This is a genomic window from Niastella vici, assembly GCF_002077945.1.
In the GTDB taxonomy this organism is placed as follows: Bacteria; Bacteroidota; Bacteroidia; order Chitinophagales; family Chitinophagaceae; genus Niastella; species Niastella vici.
Window position 1 is genome coordinate 1 of sequence record NZ_LVYD01000050.1, and the last position, 21,207, is coordinate 21,207.

The window sequence follows — 21,207 nt, forward strand, 5'->3', positions numbered from 1 at the left end:
TTACCATACACCTGGAACGGCAACACCTATAATGCCGCTGGCACTTATAAAGACACCCTGAAGAATGTGGCTGGCTGCGATTCTATCGTCACGCTCACATTGACCGTAAAAGCAACCCTGACCGGCGCTCAAACCGTAACCCTCTGTACAAGCCAATTGCCATACTCATGGAACGGCAACACCTATAATGCCGCCGGCACTTACAAAGACACCTTAACAAGTGCCGCTGGCTGTGACTCAATCGTAACATTAACACTCAACGTAAACACCGTAGTAACCGGCGCTCAAACCGTAACCATCTGTACTAGTCAATTACCATACACCTGGAATGGCAATACCTATAATACTGCTGGAACTTATAAAGACACCTTGAAGAACGTGGCCGGTTGCGATTCTGTCGTCACGCTCACCCTGACCGTAAACGCAGCATTAACCGGTACGCAAACCGTAACCATCTGTACCAGTCAATTACCATACACCTGGAACGGCAACACTTATAATACCGCAGGAACTTATAAAGACACGTTGAAGAACGTAGCTGGTTGCGACTCAATTGTAACCTTAACACTCAACGTAAACACCGCCGTAACAGGCTCTCAAGCGATAGCCATCTGCAACAACCAATTACCATACACCTGGAACGGCAACACCTACAATTCTGCTGGCACTTATAAAGACACCTTGAAGAACGCCGCCGGTTGCGACTCTATCGTCACGCTCACCCTGACCGTAAACGCAACATTAACCGGTTCTCAAACCGCAACAATCTGTACCAACCAATTACCATACTCCTGGAACGGCAACACCTATAACGCCGCCGGAACCTATAAAGACACATTAATCAGCGCCGCCGGTTGCGACTCTATCGTAACACTTACCTTAATCGTAAATGCAACATTAACCGGCACACAAACCGCAACAATATGCCCAGGCCAGTTACCATACTCCTGGAATGGCAATACATACAACGCCGCCGGAACCTATAAAGACACATTAATCAGCGCCGCCGGTTGCGACTCTATCGTCACCTTAATCCTGAACGTAAAATCTTCCACTTCAAAAACAGAAAATATTTCTACCTGTGCCGGCTCTTATAAATTACCCAATGGAGTCATCGCCTCCACAAGTGGCGTATACAGCTCCAGCTTTGTCAACCAGGCGGGGTGCGACAGTATCATCATTACTAACCTTACTTTACAACCTGCTCCTAAATTAATTGTAAACAACCAGAACGGCGCTTGCAACCAAACCAGTATCGACCTTACTTCACAGGCCACAACTGCTGGCAGCGATGCGGGTCTCAGCTTCTCTTACTGGACAGACTCCAACGCTACCAAACCTTTGCCTGCGCCCAATGCAGTAAAGGCCAACGGCACCTATTATATCAAAGCTACCAACGCAGCCGGTTGTACCAGCATTAAGCCGGTTACGGCTCAACTGAAAAACATGCCTACGGCTAAGATCCTGGGTGGCAATGTTTGTCCGGGTACAAAAACCAAGTTAACAATTACGCTCACCGGTACAGCGCCATTTAACTTAACCTATACCGATGACACGGCCAGTCATACTGTCAATGGCATAACCAATTCTATTTATCAGTTTGAAGTAACGCCAACGACCTCTACCAAATACACCATCACCAGCGTAGCTGATGCGGTGTGCATAAACAATTCGCCTAATGCATCGGCCATGTTAAATGTGATCAAACCGCCGGCCTCAATACGTTACAATGAAGTAATTACATCTGTCAATCTGTCAACGCCGCTAAGGGCCAGATACTTTGGAAACAATTATTCCTACTTCTGGTCGCCTGCAACCGGCCTGAACAGCGATGACGTGATCAATCCAATATTCAAATATGGTCAAAAGGTAGATTACCTGATCTATATAAAATCTGACCAGGGTTGTTTAATTGTAGATACACAAACAGTAAAAGTAATTGCCAGAACACAGGGTAATGAACCGCCAAACTTATGGGTGCCCACGGCCTGGTCGCCGCATAATAAAGATGGCCATAACGACTACCTCTATCCATTTACGGTGAATATTGTCGAACTCAGATATTTCAGGGTATTCAATCGTTGGGGTGAACTGGTATTCGAAACAAAAGAATTAGGCAAAGGATGGGATGGCGTCTATAAAGGCGTGCAACAGGTAATGGATACCTATACCTGGACGGTGGAAGCTGTTGGTAACGATGGTACCGTATTCAAAAAAGCTGGTAATGCAATGTTATTACGATAAAAAATTTGCGTTATGAAACAAGATCTAATTCGCAAAGTAGCAGTTCTGTGGTTGTTTTTCCCATGTATTGCATGGGCACAGGACCCAAGTTTTTCTCAATTCTTTTCATCTCCGCTGAATATAAATCCGGCGTTAACCGCCAATATCGATACCAAATGGCGAATGGTCACCAATTTCCGCAGTCAGTGGATTGGTCCTGCCGCACCATATTCAACAGGAACGATCTCATACGATACCAAGGTCATGAAAGATAAATTACCCGAAACAAGCGTGCTGGGCCTCGGCGGCATGCTTATGTACGATTACGCACAGGCAGGCATTCACCAAAGCGTATACGGATCGCTGAATGTTTCATACAACATTACCCTGTCTGATGCAAATGGTGATCACCGGCTGGGAATAGGAGTGGGGGGCATTGTTGCTAACAAACATATAGCTTTCCACCGCCTTATTTATCCCGAACAATTTACCGGCAATGGTTTTGATACCAATTTGCCTTCCGGCGAAGCAGCTCTCTCCAATATGAGGCCTTATTATTCTACCAGTGCAGGCGGCACTTATAGTTATACAAATGACCGTACGAATTTCGACATGGGTATTGCCGTGTTCCATTTGAACCAGCCCAAACAAACCGTGCTCGATGATCCCAACAAATACCTCGCCATGCGAAAAGTAGTGCATGCAAATTTCGAAACCTATCTCAATGATAATATGTTAATAAACACCAATGGCATTTATCAGGAACAATCAAAAGCCAGCTATTTTTCCGTTGGTGGCGCGCTGGGCTTTTTTATAAACGAAACCGGGGAAGACCAGGTCTTATACACGGGCGTTTGGTATTGGTCAAAGAACGCTATTATTCCGTACATCGGTCTCCGGTATAAAACATGGCAATTTGGCTTAACGTATGATATCACTATTTCAAAGCTCAGTCAGGCCGCACAAAAACCAAAAACATTTGAATTATCCTTTATATTGAGGGGCGATGACCATAAAGATGGGGTCATCTGGTGCCCGTGGAAATAGCGCTCCAGATACTTTTTTTCATAATATTTCGTTACGAATAAAGCTTTGCGTGGCAATGGGAACCGCCCCGTAAAGCTTTGTATTATTTTTAGTTTTTCAGGAGTTATTTTTGCCTGGTATTGCCTTGCCGGCTTAGTGAACCCCCAAACCAAATTCGTCCATGAAAAGCAAGATGCGAAAAAGGCTTATCAGATTTCTGTTGATCCCGGTCCTGGTGATGGTTTTGTTGATAGGAGTGGCATTCACCATTTTGCTGACCCAGCAACAACGCCTGGTTAAATTAGCTGTTAAGGAATTAAACAAAAAATTACCCGGCACCCTGTCTATAGAAAGCAGCGACATCTCCCTCTTTCAAAACTTTCCCTATATTTCCCTTCGGCTCAATAATGTGCGCTTTTATGCTACCAAAAGCACTTCCGAAAAGCCGTTATTTGCGGCGGAACGCCTGTTTACCGGCTTTAGTGTCACCGATATTTTGAAACAGAACTACAAAGTGAAAGTGATCGTGCTGAAGAACGGCCATCTCGACCTCGTTGAAGAAAGCAATGGTCAGCTGAATATTGTGGAGGCCAGCCGCATTACCAGCGATACTACCACCACTGCAGATACAACCGATGCCGCGCTCAAACTCGATATCAAAAAGATCGTACTGAAGAATATTGCGGTTTCGTTCCTTGATAAGCAAAACGGCCGCAGTATAGTTTCGCAGATCGAACGCATACAATCATCGGTTCAGGATGACAGTCTGAAGATAACAGCCAGCCTTTCCGGCAAACTGATCATCGATTATACCAGCCCCGGCAATACCTCGCTTTTCCGCCAAAAACATCTCGAAACAGATCTGGCGTTGGCATATGAAAAAAATTCCGAATGGCTAACCATTGGCACCGGCAAACTGAAAGTGGAAGACGCTCTTTTTAACATTATCGGTTCTGCCAGCCTGCAAAAGAATAACAATTCGGTTGATCTCAAATTCGCCGGTGATAAACCCGATCTGCAACAATTGTTTGCCTTTGTACCCGCATCGGTTGCCCGTGAATTGAAGCATTTCCGCTATGATGGACACGTGAATTTTGAAGGGACTGTAAAAGGCAATGTGGGCAACAGACAAATGCCCCGCATCGACGTATCATTCGGTTGTGCCAATGCCTGGCTGCACAATTCCAAAACAAACAAAAAACTCGATTCGCTGGCCTTTAAAGGTTATTATACCAATGGCGATGGAAAGAATGGTAAAACGTCGGAACTGCGAATACTGGGCATGCATGCAAAACCGGGCTCTGGCATTTTCGACGGCAACTTCGTCATGCGCAATTTTGAGAACCCGAAGATCTTCATGCAGGTCAATTCCAAACTGGAACTGGAATTCATAGGCGCCTTTCTCGGCATAAAAGACCTGCAACGGCTTACCGGGCAAATCGATCTTAAAATGAATTTTAAAGAGCTGGTCGATATCAGTATGCCCGAACAATCGGTGGGGCGGCTTACTGAAGGTATCCAAAGCGAACTGGCTGTACATAATCTTACTTTCCGCATCCCCAATTATCCATATAATGTAGAACGGCTTAACCTGCATGCCAATATGAAGAACGGGTTCGTTCGCCTCGATTCCCTGGTATGCAATATTGGCCATTCCGATTTTTATGTCGACGGCACCCTGAACGATCTGCCGGCGATCTTCCACCAGCAAAGCAAACCGGTGACAGCCACCATAAATGCACGCAGCAGCAAAATGATCCTGCGCGAACTGCTGAATATCGATACAACCAAAAACCGTAAGGGAAAAGAAGAGATCTACGGGTTTACGATCGGCGCCTCATTGGAAACTTCAGTCAATGAATTGCTGCATTCGCATCCCTTGCCCAAAGGCATCTTGAAGATAGAACACCTCAACGCCGCCTTTAAAAGATACCCGCATGCCTTCCATGAGTTTGGCGCCGAGCTTACCATCGCCGATACCATGTTGCGGTTAAAGAATTTTGGCGGTCATATTGATAGCTCCGATATTTTGTTCAGCGGCCGCGTAAACAACTATGCGCTGTGGTTCAACAAAATTAAAAAGGGGCGAACTGAGATCGCCTTCGACCTGAAATCGCAACGCCTGGCCATGAAAGACCTGCTGGGCCGCCGCACTAAAAAAATGGTCCCCATCGATTATCAGGATGAAATAGCTACCAACCTGTGGCTGCGTTCCAAAACACAATTGCGATACGATTCTGTCTTCAAATTCGCCAATATCAGGATCGCCAATATTTCGGGACAGCTCACCAAACATGCCTTCCAGCTCGATAGCATCAAAGGCAACGTGAAATTCAATACCGAAAACTTTATAAAGATCGATACGCTCACCGGAAAGATCGGCCGCAGTGATTTTGATCTCAATATGCGGCTGTATACCGGCAAAGACAGCGCAAGGAGAATGAAGGAAAATTACCTCAAATTCAACTCCCGTTTCCTCGACGTTGATGAGCTCACCAATTACAAATTAACCGCAAGGGAAGAAGCCACACCAGCCGCCACCGATTCATCAGCCGCGGCAACAACACCCGTACAACAGGTATCGTCATCAGTACACGCCAAAGCCTTTAATATCTTCCAGGTTCCCTTCCTCGACTTTAATGCAACAGTGAATGTGGGCAAGGTAAAGTATCGCCGATTGTGGCTTAAAAACCTTTCTACCAATGTGCGCATGCTCGAAACCCATCACCTGTACCTCGATACCCTGCATGTTGAAATGGCCGGGGGCGCCATCGATGCACGGGCGCATTTTAATGGCACTGATCCTGAAAAGATCTATTTGAGAAGCCGCATAAAAGTGAACGATGTTGACCTCGAAAAACTGATGCTGAAGCTGGATTATTTTGGCCAGGACTATGTGATCAATAAGAATATTAAAGGCAGGCTTACCGGACAAATAAAAGGTTATATGCGGGTGCATCCTGATCTCACCCCAATGCTCGATCAATCACAGGCGCAGCTCGATATCAACATCTACAATGGTACGCTGATGAATTTTGCCCCCATGGAAGCCATCTCATCCTACTTCAAGGATAAGAACCTGAAAATGGTACGGTTCGATACCTTGCGAAATGTGCTAACGTTCAAGGATAACACCCTGAACATTCCCGCCATGAACATCAACTCCTCATTGGGCTTCCTCGAATTTTCCGGCACGCAATCGCTCGATCTCAAAATGGAGTACTACGTGCGCATCCCGCTCAAAATGGTAACCCAGGTTGGTTTCCGCATGCTGTTCAACAAGAAAAAAGAAGAAGTGGACCCCGACCAGGTTGATGCCATAGAATATCGCGATAAGGATAAAAAGGTGCGCTTTATGAACCTGATGATCACCGGCACCCCCGATGATTACAAAGTTCATTTGGGCAAGCCGAAAAAAGCATAAAGCAGGAGGGGGGAACACCATACCAATAAAAAAACCCCATCACGATATGGGGTTTCTGGGTTTAATAATTTGCACTAATAGAGTCATCGTGCTTTCTTCACAGGGATTGGATCTGCTCATAAGATATCGGACAAAACGGGGCCATCTCTGGAAGTTCTGGGATTGGCACTAGAGCTATATCAAATATAATAAGTAATTAAAATAAAGTAAAGTGTTTTGCGGGTTTTGTTTTAAGTTCCTGAAGAATTAATAGAAGTTCCGCTTTAAGTGTTTTGGTCACAGATGATTAAGTGCCATTTTAAAAAAAGTGATCTGGATCAAGAAATATTTCCAGGGCTAAACTTTAATTGTCCGTTCAACATTTACTGCGCCCAGAAAGTGTTCATCATGCGACACTACGATAAGGGTACCCTGATACCCATTGATTGCAGCAGTCAGCATCTCTATATTCTGAATATCAAGGTTATTGGTTGGCTCATCCAGCACAATAATATCCGGCGCCTGGTTGCTGATGGTAAGGCAACAAAGAATTAACCGCATGCGCTCACCACCACTCAGCGAGCCGCAGCCTTTGTCCCAATCTTCTTTTGTGAACAAGAAACGGTTTAGCCTGATCTTTATCTCATGCTCCTGCAAGGCCATATTGAATTGCTGCGCCTGCTCGTACACATTATAATTGTTGTTGATCAATGTATAATCCTGATCAATATAGATCCATTTGTTATCAGCCCGGTAAACCGTACCAGTCGCTGGTTCCAGCTCACCGAGGATCATTTTTATCAGCGTTGTTTTGCCAGAACCATTTATCCCTTTTATAACGATCCGCTCGCCGCTGTTTATTTGAATATCGAGGTTATGCGCCCAAATGTGATGCTGATCATACTTATGATTTACCCCGGTGGCCGTGAACAGCACCTTTCCCTTGTGCAGCATCATATTATTAAAACCGAATTGCATTTTGTCGATCTCCGGCAATTCATTGCGCAAGGCCTGCAGATCACCCGAAAGTCCGCTGATCTTTTCAGCATGAGCGCCTTTGATCTTTGCCGTACTGTTTTCTGCACTGTTCCGCAAGGTGTTCATCATGATCTTTGCCACGCCTGCTTTTTCCTGCTTACGCTTTCCCCGCGCATCCAGCTTTTGCTGCCTTTCCATGGTTTCCCGTTCTTTCTCCTTTGCCTTTCGCAACGCTTTTTCCTTGCTCTGGATGTCGAGGTTCAGGGCATTATTTTCTATTTGCTTTTGTGCCGCATAAAAATCATAATTACCGCCGTACACAGTTATGCCGCTGCTGCTTAATTCACAAATGGTATTCAACAGGTTCAATAGCTTTCTGTCGTGGCTTACCACTACCAGGGTGCCCGATGTCGATTGTATATAATTATATAATAGTTCCCGGCCCGCAGTATCGAGGTGATTGCTGGGCTCATCCAGTAACACCAATGAAGGCTGGTGAATATGAATACCGGCCAGGAAGACCTTTGTTTTTTGTCCGCCACTTAATGTACTCATTGGCCGGGTGAGGTCAGGCTCATTCAATTGCCAGTACTGCAGTGCTTCCTGGCAACGTTCTTCAATCGTCCAGTCATCATTCAATATAGTAAGGTGTTGTTCTGTAACATGTCCGGCCAGTATCGCTTTCAATGCAGCCAACTTATGCTCAATGCGCAATGCCTGTGCAACAGTAAGCTCGTTGTACTGTCCAAATAGTTGGGGAACATAGTAAGGGGAAACATGTATATTTAAATAACCATCATGTGGTAATAATTCACCCGCCATGATTTGTAACAGCGTCGATTTTCCCGTACCATTATTCCCGGTCAGGGCAATTTTATCACCGCTGTTTACAGATAAATTGAGATTATCAAACAACCGCTCTTTATTGGGATGCTGATAAGAAAGGTTCTGGAGAATTAGCATAATTTCTTTCTTCAGTAGATAAATAAATAATAGCAGGCCGCTTTGCGGTTGCTATCTATTCCGGGCTGAAAGAAATTATCTATTACATTGAGTTGATCTAAATGAAGGAATGCAAATATACGAACTATTTTATTTACGCACCAGCAACAGATCTATCTCATCATACCCCGTTGGCAGGGTTATGCCATTGGTGTTGGCGCCTGCATCGAGCAGGGCTTTAACTGCATCTGGCGAACGCCGCCTGATCCAGTACGAATCCACACAAGCCTTTACAGCCAGCATCAATGGAGTTTGCCCATTCTTATCGGCCACCTCAATGGGTGAACCGGCAGCTATCAGTTTTTTTACCACTGCAGGAAATCCGCGCCAGGCAGCAATATGTATGGCAAGGCTTCCGGTAGGAATGCCATAATAGGCATCGCCGTTCCTGTACGGCTCCTGTGCCGGAACACCAAGATTCAGCAATTGCTGCACGCCGGGTGAATTCCCGCAAACACAAAAACGGGCGAGCAGTTCACCACCCATGCCAAGCAACTGTGTTACCAGGGTGGGGGATTGTTCAGCCAGTGCATGTACGGCCGTTTCATCGCCCATAGCACAGGCAGCTATCAATTCATACACCCCATGCTGTTCAACAGGAATGCCTTTTTGCGCAAATAACGTCAGCACATCGCCACGGCCTTCACAGGCTGCCATGGTAACAGGCGTAATGCCATTGCTCGCCAACAATGGATCGGCCCCCCGGTCGAGCAGCAGCGCTATAAACTCCAGTCCATTGGCGCGTTTCAACGAGTGATGCAATGCATGCCAGCCGCGTTTCCTTTCTCCATTGGCATCAGCCCCGTGATCCAACAGGTATTGAAGTCCATCGTAATCGTGCCAGTCGATTTTCCTGATCAGCATCATCGACAGGTTTTCATTCGTTAGCTTACCGGTTTGTACAAGCGCCTGCATGGCCTCGTTCTCGTATGTTTCGGGTGAATGGTACACCGCTTCTTCATCGTTGGGTTCGGCGCCATAAGCAAGCAATAAACTGGTAAGCGCGGCATCGTGCGCTATACCTGCCGCGCCATATAAAGCCGATTCAAATCCGGGAAATTCTCCCTGCATCATAAAACCCGAGTTGGGATCGGCGCCCGCATCAAGCAACGCAGTAGCCGCTTCTATAAAATCCCCGTTCCTGTTTTTATGGAGCCGCAAATATTTGGACATACATAAATACACCAATGCATTGCCGCCATAGGGCTCCGACAAAGCTGTAGCGTTTGCCGCATCTTCGGCCAGAAATTCACGTACCAGCTCAACCTGGCCGGTAACAGCGGCCGTGTGAATATCCATCGCAGCTATCTCCGGATGCGATAGCAGTAATTGCTCCGCTTCTTCCAGCGAACCATCCCAGATGGCCGCCTTTATAAAGGCCGTACGCCGTTCTTCGTTCATGGGAATATTTTGTTAAACTAATTTATCGAAAAAATGGCAGCTGATCTATAACATCCTGCTAAAAACTATATGCCGTATCTTTGCGCCATGCAATTGTATATAAAAAATATGGTGTGCGACCGCTGTATCCTGGTCATAAAAGAGCAACTGGAAAAAGCAGGCATACCTTATAATAATGTTAACCTGGGTGAAGTAGAACTGGATAAGGAGCCCACGCCTCAACAACTGGAAGTATTGAACAAAAACCTCACCGCCATCGGCTTTGAACTGCTCGATGATAAAAAAGATAAGCTGGTGGAGAAAATAAAGAACATCATCATTTCACTTGTTCATAGAAATGAAGACAGCAACAACAAAAAGCTGTCTGCTATTCTGGAAGAAAGACTGCAACTCGATTATCATTATTTATCAAACCTCTTTTCTTCCCAGGAAGGCATTACCATTGAAAAATATTCCATTCGCCAACGCATAGAACGGGTAAAGGAATTGCTTACCTATAATGAACTAAGTTTGAGCGAGATCGCCAACCAAATGGAATACAGCAGCGTGCAACACCTTTCGCAACAGTTTAAAAAAGAAACCGGTTTAACACCTACCAAATTCCGCGAGTTAAAAGAGAATACCCGCAAGCCACTTGATAAGGTGTAGTTGCCGGTTACTGGTTACCGGGCAAAAAATTCGGAGCCACCGATTACATGTAGAGTGATCGACAATCAAGACCCGGCAACTGGTACCTGGCACCTGGTAACTGGCAATTGGTACCTGGTAACCGGTAACTTAAAATTATATACATCCCGCACTTAATCTTGTAACAATGGATTACTCGCATAGCTGGAACTTTGTACAAAGGTTTTTACTATGTCTACAAGTACCATTGAAAAAGAACAAACATATATAGCCCACGGCCAAACCGTTAGGAAAACATTTCCTGTGCTCGACATGACCTGTGCCGCCTGTGCCATCAGTGTTGAGTCTATGTTAAAGTCGGCAAAAGGCGTCACCAATGCAGGCGTGAATTTTGCCAATCAAAGCGCCTGGGTTGAATACAACCCCGCCATTGCCACGCCTGCCAATTTACAGCAAACTGTGCGCTCCATTGGCTACGATCTCGTTATTGACGAAGCAAACAGCAACGAAATAAAAGAAGCCGCCCAACAGGAACATTATAATGCGCTTAAACAACGTACCCTTTGGGCTTCCATATTATCATTACCGGTAGTACTGATCGGTATGTTCTTTATGGACCTGCCGTATGGAAATTATATCTCCATGGCACTCACCATTCCCGTTATTGGCTGGTTCGGCCGTTCTTTCTATGTAAATGCGTTTAAACAGGCCCGTCATGGCAAGGCCAATATGGATACACTGGTGGCCCTGAGTACCGGGATTGCTTTTTTATTCAGCGCCTTCAACACCATCGATCCCGGCTTCTGGCATGCGCGGGGAATTCACCCCCACGTTTATTTCGAAGCAGCCTCCGTTATTATTGCCTTTATTTCATTAGGGAAATTGCTGGAAGAAAGAGCCAAATCCAATACATCTTCAGCTATTAAAAAGTTAATGGGTCTGCAACCTAAAACGGTGCGGGTGCTTACCGGCGATAAAGAACAGGAATTACCCGTTTCGGCTGTGCTTCCCGGCCATACTATTCTTATTCGCCCCGGCGAAAAGATCCCCGTCGATGGCATCGTAACAAGCGGCGCTTCGTACGTTGATGAAAGTATGATCACCGGCGAACCGGTGCCGGTACAAAAAGAAAAAGACAGTAAAGTATTTGCCGGAACCGTAAACCAGAAAGGCAGCTTTCAATTCCTGGCGCAAAAAGTGGGGAACGATACCATGCTGGCCCATATCATCAAAATGGTGCAGGAAGCGCAGGGCAGTAAGGCGCCCGTACAAAAACTGGTTGATAAAATTGCCGGCATCTTTGTGCCGGTAGTGATCGGCATTTCCATACTCACCTTTGTGGTATGGATGCTGGCCGGTGGCAACAATGCCTTTACCAATGCACTGATCACTTCAGTAACCGTGCTGGTCATTGCCTGTCCATGTGCGTTAGGCCTTGCAACACCTACTGCCATCATGGTAGGTATAGGTAAAGGCGCCGAAAACAATATTCTTATCAGGGATGCCGAAAGCCTGGAACTGGCTTATAAAGTAGATGCAGTTATTCTCGATAAAACCGGCACCATTACCGAAGGAAAACCGGTGGTAACACAAATGAGCTGGCTAACCGGTGCTCAAAACGACCCGGCATTGAAACAGGTGCTGTACAGCCTCGAGATCCAGTCAGAACATCCGCTGGCCGAAGCCGTTATCCATGAACTGAAAAAACAACCAGTTACCGCAGCCCCTGTGCAACAATTTGAAAGCCTTACTGCAAGGGGTGTAACCGGGTTGGTGAATGGTAAACGGTTCTATGTGGGCAATAAACAACTCATTGATGAAAATAAGCTCTCCATTGACGTCGGGTTGTTGCAGCAGGCTGCCCAATTACAACAACAGGCCAATACCGTTATCTATTTTGCCAGTCAGCAACAGGTGCTGGCCATCATCGCCATTGCCGATAAAATAAAGCCAACCTCGGCCAAAGCCATTAAACAGTTACAGCAAATGGGTATTGAAGTGTATATGCTTACCGGCGATAATGAACAAACGGCTGCGGCCATTGCAGCAGAAGCAGGCATTACCCATTATGGTGCCGGTATGCTTCCATCGGGCAAGGCCGGTTTTGTAAAAGAACTGCAGCAGCAACAAAAAGTAGTGGCTATGGTAGGGGATGGCATCAACGATTCGCAGGCCCTGGCCCAGGCCGATGTAAGCATTGCCATGGGCAGGGGGTCGGATATTGCGATGGACGTAGCAAAAATGACACTCATCACCAGCGACCTGCAATCGATCCCCAAAGCGCTGGTGCTTTCCCGCAAAACGGTGCGCACCATTCGGCAGAACCTGTTCTGGGCCTTTATTTATAACCTCATTGGCATACCCCTGGCTGCCGGTGTACTGTATGCGTTCAACGGGTTCCTCCTGAACCCAATGATCGCCGGCGCGGCCATGGCCCTCAGTTCCGTATCGGTAGTGACCAATAGTTTAAGATTAAAAACAACTAAAATATAAAATAAAAACCCATAGTATGGAAACAGTAAAATTCAAAACAACGATCAAATGTGGTGGCTGTGTAGCCACTGTTACCCCGTATTTAAACGAAGCGGTGGGCGCCAACAACTGGAATGTAGATCTTCAATCACCCGATAAAGTATTAACCGTTAATACCGGTCAGCAGGAAAAAGAAGCCGAAGTGATCAAAAAACTACAGGAAGCCGGTTACAAGGCCGAAAAGATCGGCTAAAAGATAAAGGGTTTTGTGGAAAAACAGGGCTGAACGTTATTCATTAAAAAATAATTTTAGTCACATTACTGCGGTAATACTTGCTTCCACAAAACCCTTACTTTTACAAAAACAATTCCCATGGTTTCAGAACACTTGCAAACCTTTCTCAACAAACCTGTCCAGGATTTTTTACCTCCCACCACTATTGATCCCGAAAAATTTGTTTACCGCCTGCGTGTCAGTTATGAAGATGAAGGCGTAACCATCACCGACCTGCTCGAAGCATTTGTACGCGATCCCCAGGTTGGTAAAGTAACAGAACTCATCATTGGCCAGTTCAATGCCGAAGTTTCTGAATCAAGCTTTGAAGTAGTTGACAAACTGGTTGCCCTGAAAAACAGTTTACCAGGCCTGAAAGCGTTGTTCATCGGCGATATCACCTATGAAGAATGCGAGATCTCCTGGATCAATCAAACCGATATATCCCCCATATTAAAAGCATTTCCCGCCCTGGAACATTTACAGATCAGAGGCGGTTCAGATCTTTCGTTCAGCGATCTGCAACACGACCGGCTCACCACACTTATTATTGAAACCGGTGGCATGCCACCCCCGGTGGTTACCCAGGTGAACGCCGCCCGTTTGCCCAACCTTACAAAATTGGAATTGTGGCTCGGTTCAGATGAATATGGCTTTGCTTCCACCACAGCTGATCTGGCAATGGTATTGTCAGGTTCCACCTTTCCAAAACTCACACACCTCGGCCTCATGGATAGCGTCATTCAGGATGATATCGCCATTGCCATTGCCCAGGCGCCGGTACTGAATCAATTGCAGGTGCTCGATTTGTCAAAGGGCATTCTTACTGATAAAGGCGCTGCCGCCCTGCTGAAGAGCGCAGGCATCAAAAAATTGAAACACCTCAACCTGCGCCACCACTTTATGTCGGAAGCCATGATGGAACAGTTGCGATCATTGGGCATTTCCATCAACCTTGATGACAAACAGGAAGAAGACGACGATTACCGCTATGTAGAAGTAGCCGAATAAATAGCATATGCAGTTCACCATTATTGGCAATCCGGAAAACAGAAGGGTAAGGGGCTTTTGCGAAACCGCGCAACAGCTTGGATATGGTATGCCCACCCTCATTTCCTATGCCGGTTGGTTGAATGGCGCCGGCCGGCCCGCCATTCCTTATGGCAGTATGCTGAAGATCGATTCCCCCGGCGAAAATGAAGCCGTACGCAATATGCTCGTGGCCCGGGGAGAGGGCGAGGCATCAGCACCGGCTGAGCACGGTGAAATAAAACATATGCGTGCCTGGTATACCGGTTATGCCGGCTGGTTGCAACAAGTGCAGGCTATCATTCAGGAACAATCGCTGCGGGTTATGAACACCCCGGCCGATATCTTATTGCAATTTAATAAACCCGCCTGTCAGGCATGGTTACAACAACAGGGCGTACCGGTGCCGTTCAGGTTACCGGCTTTTACGGGTTACGACGAACTGGTTGAACACATGCAACGGCATGGCCTGCATAAAGTGTTCATTAAACCGGCGCATGCCTCTTCAGCATCCGGCGTTATTGCCTTCCGCAAAAGCGGTCATCGCGTACAGGCAATTACATCTGCCGAAACGGTTACCTCAGCAGCCGGTATTCAACTGTATAATTCCTTACAGGTATGCACCTATACCCGCGAACCCGAAATAGCGCAATTGATCAACCGCATGGTTAAAGAAAACGTGTTTGCCGAAGAATGGCTGCCCAAGGCAACCCTGAACGGGCGGTACTTCGATGTACGGGTGCTCGTGATTGCAGGCCGGGCACGTCATACGGTGATCAGAACAAGCCGTCATGTCATTACCAATTTACATTTGGGCAACCGCCGCGGCGACATGAACGAATTCATCGAAATAATAGGCGCTCATAAATTGGCGGAAATAAATCAACTGGCCGAAAAAGCAGCCGCCTGTTTTCCCGGTTCATTATACATGGGAATCGACATACTGCTGACCGCCGGTCTTAAAAAAACAGTCGTACTGGAAATAAATGCTTTTGGCGATCTGCTGCCGGGTTTGCTCCATGAAGGGGAAACGTGTTATGAAGCACAGCTCAGGGCCATGGTCAAAAAACACGAACAAGCTGCCATATGTTGACAACGTCTATCAATACCCTCATTTTTGACCTGGACAATACCCTTATTGACCGCAATGCCGCCATGCGCCTGGCCGTGCATGATCTGTTAAAAATATGGGGCTATCGCGACCCGCAATTAAAAACAGCCGTGAAAGAAAGTATCGCATACGACAATTGGGGTTATACCGACAGAGCTGTTTTTTGTTCCTGGTTTTTGCATACCTACGCAAAAGGTGATTTCCGGAGTAAAATGACCCCGGCGGCTTTATTGACGGCGCTGCAGGTAATGATGGCGCAAAGATTACAACCCGACCCTTCTTTAAACGGCTCATTGCATTTTTTGTCAACACAATTTCAACTCGTACTGGCATCAAACGGTGGCGGCAACATTCAACGGGCAAAGCTCTCACGGGCCGGGCTGGAACCATTCTTTCAACCGAAGGCGATCTTTATCTCCGGTGAAATGAAATACGAAAAACCCAATCCGGCGTTCTTTCAAAAGATCATAGAGCAGCTGAAACTCGATCCTTCCAGCACTATGGTAATAGGCGACAACCTCATTCACGACGTTATGGCGCCTGCGTTATGCGGTATGCTCACCTGCTGGGTATCGCATGGCAGGGAAAACGAAGCAGGCATCAGGCCCAACAAAGTCATTAAGAATATAACGGAGATAAGCAGATGGAGCAGGCTATTGACATGAACAGCGTAGTGAAGCACATGCATGTGCTTTTTGTTACGCTCGACAGTTTACGGTACGATGTGGCAGTTAACTTATTCAATGAAGGCCGCACCCAACATCTTCAACAGTACAGCCCCGGTGGCTGGCAGCAATGCCATTCGCCAGGCAACTTCACCTACGCAGCGCACCATGCTTTCTTTGCCGGTTTTTTACCCACGCCGGCTACCAATGCCAAAGCGCCCCGGCTGTTCGCGGCCCGTTTTGCCGGCAGTGAAACTACAGGATCTCAAACACAGGTCTTCGATACGCCCGACATCGTTAGCGGTTTTGCTTCACTCGGCTTCCGCACCATCTGCATAGGCGGTGTGGGCTTTTTTAACAAGCAAACCGCGTTAGGGCAGGTATTACCCTCGCTTTTTACCGAAAGCTACTGGCAGCCTTCCTATGGCGTTACCGACCGCGATAGTACCCGCCATCAATTTGAACAGGCAGCACAACTGGTAAACACTGCCGGCAACCAGCAGCTGTTTATGTTCATCAATGTATCGGCCATTCATCAGCCCAACTATTTTTATTTGCCCGGTGCACAAACCGATACGTTGCAATCGCATGGCGCGGCCCTGCAGTATGTCGACAGCCAGCTGCCCATATTGTTGGAAGCTTTCCGGCAGCAGCACCGCGACACGTTTTGCATCTTCTGTTCCGACCATGGCACTGCCTATGGCGAGAACAATTATTACGGCCATCGCGTGGGGCATTCCACCGTATGGGAAGTACCTATGACAACTTTTATCTTGAAAAAAACTGGCAATGGTTAAAACCCTTTTTAACAACATATACGAAGGGTACGCATATTCCTACCCGCACAAACACAGTTATCGCCGGTTAAACAACCTGTCGCTGCCGGAATTATGGTCACCCGAAAAGAAAGACGCCCTCTTTCTGTATGTGCATTTGCCCTTCTGCGAAATGCGTTGTGGTTTTTGTAACCTGTTCACGATCGCGAATCCACAGACCGACATGGTAGATGCCTACCTGCGCACCCTGGCGCGGGAAGCCAAAACGATAAAAGACCAGATCGCCCCCAAAGCATTCGCACAAATGGCAGTAGGCGGCGGCACACCCACTTTTTTACAACCACCGCAACTGGAAAAACTGTTTTCCATAATCAGGCAACTGGGGGGCGAACCCGAAAACATACCCACCTCGTTTGAATTGTCACCGGCTACGGTCACCCGCGAAAAGCTCAGGTTGTTGGTTGAGCAGGGAGTCGATAGGGTAAGCATGGGGGTGCAGAGTTTTGTGGAAACCGAGGTAAAATCCCTGGGCCGGCCGCAAAAAAATACCGAAGTATACGCCGCACTCGATCTGCTGAAACAATATTCCTTTTCAATAGTGAATATCGACCTCATTTATGGCGCGTATGGGCAAACGCTGTCGTCCTGGCTGCATTCGGTGCAGGAAGTCATCAGGTATGGGGTGGAAGAAGTATTTATCTACCCCCTGTATGTACGGCCGCTTACCGGCATTACAAAACTGAACCAGGAACCCGAAGACAACCGGTTTATATTTTATCGCGAAGCAAAACAGTTACTGCAATCGGCCGGCTACCACCAGGTATCGATGCGCATGTTCCAGAAAACAGGCATTGCACAAAAAAGGCTTGCCCGCAGTTATGCCTGCCAGGAAGATGGCATGATCGGGCTGGGCGCAGGGGCCAGGTCCTATACGCAGTTGGTACATTATTCATCGGAATACGCAGTTGCCCGCCAGAATATTCGTTCCATCATTGAAAAATATATTGCCCGGCCGCATTTTAACGAAGTGGATTATGGCATTGTGCTGAACAAAGAAGAACAGCAGCGGCGCTTCGTTATTAAATCCATTCTGCATGGAACCGGTCTCGATCTGAAAAGATACCATACATTATTTGAGCAGGATGCACTGCGCGAATACCCATTGTTACCAGAACTGATCAATGCCGGTATGGCGCGGCTGCAGGGGCATGAACTCCGGCTAACCGATATGGGCCTCGATTATTCCGACGCCATTGGGCCCGCGCTGTATTCAGCACCCATAAAACAACTGATCACTGAATTTGAATTGCAATGACGTTGTCAATATTATACCGCGGTGTATTATCAGGCTGTAACTACGACTGCCCCTATTGTCCGTTTGCCAAGCGTAAAGATACCCGGGCCACGCTGGCTACAGATGCGCAGCAGGTAGCCCGCTTCGTGCAATTTGTAAAACAGCAAACCAATATCGAATTCAAATTATTCTTCACGCCCTGGGGCGAAGCCCTCATTCGCAGGTATTACCAGCAGGCATTGGTTGAATTAAGTCATTGCAGCAACGTACAAAAGATCGCCATTCAAACCAACCTCTCGTGTGCCACTGGCTGGCTGCAAAAAGCCCTTAAAGAAAAAATAGCGCTCTGGTGCACGTATCATCCCGGTCAGGTTAGCCGCGAAGCATTTTTGAACAAATGCAGCGAGCTCGATGCTATGGGCGTTACCTACAGTGTAGGCATAGTGGGTTTCAAAGAAACGATCCCTGAAATTGAGACCATGCGCACGCTGTTACCCAAAGAAAGATATTTATGGGTGAACGCGCTCAAAAAGCAGGCAGACTATTACGACAATAATGAACGGGAACGGCTGATCGCTGTTGACCCGTACGTGCCCTATAACATGGTGCATCATGAAAGCGAGGGTAAAGCCTGCCGAACGGGACATACCGTAATAAGCGTGGATGGTGAGGGCAATATTTACCGGTGTCATTTTATAAAAGAAAAGCTGGGCAATATTTACCAGCACGACCTCAATACTATTCTAAAACCCCGCGCGTGTACCAATGCCACCTGTGGCTGTCATATTGGTTATGTGCATATGGACCACCTGAATTTGTACGAGGTGTACAATGGCCGCGAGCTGGAGCGGGTGGTGGCAGCAACCCGGCATTAACCATCATTTATCATCTTTCGTTTCCGCGTCAGCATCTGTCTTCAATGACCGCATCAACATCAGTGTTGAAGAATGCCGGTTCTCCATTCTACAGCAGATTGGCCCGGAAATGCGGGGCAATGCCGCATAATGCTGGGGAAATAGCGAAACGCTTCGCTGACATTCAATTTTTTATAAGGCGTTATGTCTACAATTTCTATCAACAATTCAGCTGAAATGGCAGGGCAGGATATTTGATGCCTTTGAAATGCGTGGGCTGTTTATTAATATGACTGCTGCTTACCGCCTGGTTTATAAATAACAGGCTCCGGAACACGTCCCGAAGCCCGTTACACTTTGCTGAAATGGCATTCACATCAGCGGTGGTTTTGCCGGTATATTGGACTATCTGCGGAGCTAAAATATTCAAGAACCTTTTTGTATGATACAATTTGATACAGAAAAACCAACCATCGCCCTGTTCAGGGCCCTGCAACTCGGCGATATGTTGTGCGCAGTTCCCGCCATGCGGGCCTTGCGTCACGCCTTTCCACAAGCCGATATTGCCCTGATAGGTTTACCATGGGCAAATACATTTGTGCAACGGTTCAACCATTACCTCAATCGCCATATTGCTTTCCCCGGTTATCCCGGTTTGCCCGAACAACCATTTTCAGAGAACGGCTGGATGACATTTGTTACCACCATGCAACAGGAACAATTTGATTGCATTATACAAATGCAGGGCAATGGAACAATAGTGAACCAAATGCTGCAGCAGTTATATGCAAAACAACTGGCCGGCTTTCACCGGTACGACTGCCAAATGGACCCACAATTTTTTTTAGAGTATCCGGAAGAAGAGCATGAAGTAATGCGGCATCTGTTATTGATGAAGCACCTGGGCGTGAAGGATGAAGGGGTACAGCTGGAATTCCCCATCACCGAACAGGAAGAAACAACTTTGCATCAGGTAGCGCCGTTTGTACATGACGAACCCTATGTATGCATTCACCCGGGATCAGGGAGCACAGCCCGTCAATGGAATCCCTGTTACTTTGCCGCATTGGGCGATTATTGCGCCGAACATGGGTACCGCGTAGTGCTCACGGGCACGCCCGATGAAACCTGGATCACCGATTATGTAGCCAACCTCATGACACATAAACCAGTGAACCTGGCCGGAAAAACAGGGCTGGGGGTGGTAGCGGCATTAATAAAACGAGCCCACCTGCTGATAGCTGATTGTACAGGCGTTTCCCACATTGCTGCGGCCACGCAAACACCCAGTATCATTATAAGTATGGATGGCGAACCGCATCGCTGGGCACCAATGAACCATTCGTTGCATCATGTATTTGACTGGACAAATAACAGGTCTTTTACAGAGGTACATAATCAGCTTGTAAACCTGGTTGCCATGGATACAAAAGAAAATACATTATCAAAGTTTGCCGTTTTTCAATCAGGGGCAATGGGTTTTATCGTTGAATAAACTCATGAGGTGTTTGCGCAGGATCTTTACATTTTCCGGCTTGGGGATACAGCAATCGGCTCCCAATTGCAATGCTTTTTTATGGTCCTCTTCACTGATGTAGGTAGAATACATTACAAAGACCGATTTTTTTAACTGGTCCAGTTCTTTCAATTGCTTCAGGCAATTGAGGCCATTATAGCGTGGCATATTGATATCGATAAAAACAAATTCAGGTTGCAGCTCCTTTACGAGATGGGTAGCCTGTTCAAGACCGTTAGCCCAAACACACTGGCAATTTTCCCCTGTCATCTCCAATGCCAGTTTAATGATATAATATTCCTCTTCATCATCGTCTACCAACAGAATGGTCCTTTGCATAACAGTGGTTGTGTTGTACATATTTAACGTAAAATAATGGTTCGGGTTAGGCATACAGAAACCAAATACCAATTACAAATGAATTGGGCCTGGGTTTAAATTCCAGAATGAAAGCTGTACATCATACCAATATCCGGGCGCAGGTAATCCTGAAAAAAATAGAACTGAAAGGGCTTAATCCTTAATTATAATATTTTGGTTAATATACAGGAAAAGA

General features: G+C 46.8%; 17 protein-coding genes. 13 read left to right on the top strand and 4 right to left on the bottom strand.

Annotation, left to right across the window (positions count from 1 at the left end; translation table 11 throughout):
- The 3 genes from A3860_RS19530 to A3860_RS19540 form a co-directional block, all read left to right on the top strand.
- Positions 1–2,244 (top strand): T9SS type B sorting domain-containing protein (locus tag A3860_RS19530; protein ID WP_173820233.1); only part of this gene is annotated, 2,244 nt, incomplete at its 5' end.
- A 12-nt stretch (positions 2,245–2,256) separates the two neighbouring features.
- Positions 2,257–3,270 (top strand): PorP/SprF family type IX secretion system membrane protein, encoded by a 1,014-nt coding sequence (locus A3860_RS19535; RefSeq protein ID WP_081148766.1) that lies wholly within the window; start codon positions 2,257–2,259, stop codon positions 3,268–3,270.
- A 160-nt stretch (positions 3,271–3,430) separates the two neighbouring features.
- The gene (locus tag A3860_RS19540) at positions 3,431–6,673 is read left to right on the top strand and encodes an AsmA family protein (protein WP_081148768.1); all 3,243 of its coding nucleotides are present in this window, start codon (positions 3,431–3,433) and stop codon (positions 6,671–6,673) included.
- A gap of 336 nt (positions 6,674–7,009) precedes the next feature.
- On the opposite strand, the gene abc-f is transcribed toward A3860_RS19540, so the two are convergent.
- Both abc-f and A3860_RS19550 read right to left on the bottom strand, forming a co-directional pair.
- Positions 7,010–8,593 (bottom strand): ribosomal protection-like ABC-F family protein, encoded by a 1,584-nt coding sequence (gene abc-f, locus A3860_RS19545; RefSeq protein ID WP_081148771.1) that lies wholly within the window; start codon positions 8,591–8,593, stop codon positions 7,010–7,012.
- Positions 8,594–8,722: 129 nt separating this feature from the next.
- Complete coding sequence (locus A3860_RS19550) at positions 8,723–10,033, bottom strand: ankyrin repeat domain-containing protein (protein ID WP_081148775.1); 1,311 nt, start codon at positions 10,031–10,033, stop codon at positions 8,723–8,725.
- A 69-nt stretch (positions 10,034–10,102) separates the two neighbouring features.
- Between A3860_RS19550 and A3860_RS19555 the strand changes: the two genes are divergently transcribed.
- The 9 genes from A3860_RS19555 to A3860_RS19595 all read left to right on the top strand — a co-directional run bounded on the left by A3860_RS19555 (position 10,103) and on the right by A3860_RS19595 (position 19,156).
- A complete protein-coding gene (locus tag A3860_RS19555; RefSeq protein ID WP_317043501.1) occupies positions 10,103–10,681 on the top strand; it encodes a helix-turn-helix domain-containing protein in 579 nt (192 codons plus the stop codon).
- A 210-nt stretch (positions 10,682–10,891) separates the two neighbouring features.
- The gene (locus A3860_RS19560; protein ID WP_081148780.1) at positions 10,892–13,153 is read left to right on the top strand and encodes a heavy metal translocating P-type ATPase; all 2,262 of its coding nucleotides are present in this window, start codon (positions 10,892–10,894) and stop codon (positions 13,151–13,153) included.
- 16 nt (positions 13,154–13,169) lie between these two features.
- Positions 13,170–13,385, top strand: coding sequence for a heavy-metal-associated domain-containing protein (locus A3860_RS19565; protein ID WP_081148783.1), 216 nt, complete (start codon positions 13,170–13,172; stop codon positions 13,383–13,385).
- A 120-nt stretch (positions 13,386–13,505) separates the two neighbouring features.
- Entirely contained in the window at positions 13,506–14,417 is a 912-nt protein-coding gene (locus A3860_RS19570) for an STM4015 family protein (protein WP_081148785.1), read from the top strand.
- Between the two features lie 7 nt (positions 14,418–14,424).
- On the top strand, positions 14,425–15,528 hold the full coding sequence (locus tag A3860_RS19575; protein WP_081148788.1) for an STM4014 family protein: 1,104 nt from the start codon (positions 14,425–14,427) through the stop codon (positions 15,526–15,528).
- Positions 15,522–16,211 (top strand): HAD family hydrolase, encoded by a 690-nt coding sequence (locus tag A3860_RS19580; protein ID WP_081148794.1) that lies wholly within the window; start codon positions 15,522–15,524, stop codon positions 16,209–16,211. The genes A3860_RS19575 and A3860_RS19580 overlap by 7 nt, the downstream gene beginning before the upstream one ends.
- Positions 16,190–17,008 carry an STM4013/SEN3800 family hydrolase gene (locus tag A3860_RS19585; protein WP_081148795.1) on the top strand — a complete coding sequence of 273 codons (819 nt, stop codon included), beginning with the start codon at positions 16,190–16,192 and terminating at the stop codon, positions 17,006–17,008. Before A3860_RS19580 ends, A3860_RS19585 begins: the two co-directional genes overlap by 22 nt.
- Complete coding sequence (locus tag A3860_RS19590; protein ID WP_081148798.1) at positions 17,001–18,302, top strand: STM4012 family radical SAM protein; 1,302 nt, start codon at positions 17,001–17,003, stop codon at positions 18,300–18,302. Before A3860_RS19585 ends, A3860_RS19590 begins: the two co-directional genes overlap by 8 nt.
- Positions 18,299–19,156, top strand: coding sequence for an STM4011 family radical SAM protein (locus A3860_RS19595; protein ID WP_081148799.1), 858 nt, complete (start codon positions 18,299–18,301; stop codon positions 19,154–19,156). Before A3860_RS19590 ends, A3860_RS19595 begins: the two co-directional genes overlap by 4 nt.
- A gap of 199 nt (positions 19,157–19,355) precedes the next feature.
- Here A3860_RS19595 and A3860_RS41675 read toward each other — a convergent pair whose 3' ends face one another.
- Positions 19,356–19,565: a hypothetical protein gene (locus A3860_RS41675; protein ID WP_081148801.1), complete on the bottom strand. Its 210-nt coding sequence runs from the start codon at positions 19,563–19,565 to the stop codon at positions 19,356–19,358.
- Positions 19,566–19,577: 12 nt separating this feature from the next.
- On the opposite strand from A3860_RS41675, the gene A3860_RS19605 reads away from it, so the two are divergent.
- Entirely contained in the window at positions 19,578–20,630 is a 1,053-nt protein-coding gene (locus A3860_RS19605; protein WP_081148803.1) for a glycosyltransferase family 9 protein, read from the top strand.
- Here the strand turns inward: A3860_RS19605 and A3860_RS19610 are convergent.
- A complete protein-coding gene (locus tag A3860_RS19610; protein WP_158085310.1) occupies positions 20,601–20,990 on the bottom strand; it encodes a response regulator in 390 nt (129 codons plus the stop codon). The genes A3860_RS19605 and A3860_RS19610 overlap by 30 nt on opposite strands.
- Positions 20,991–21,207: the final 217 nt, after the last annotated feature.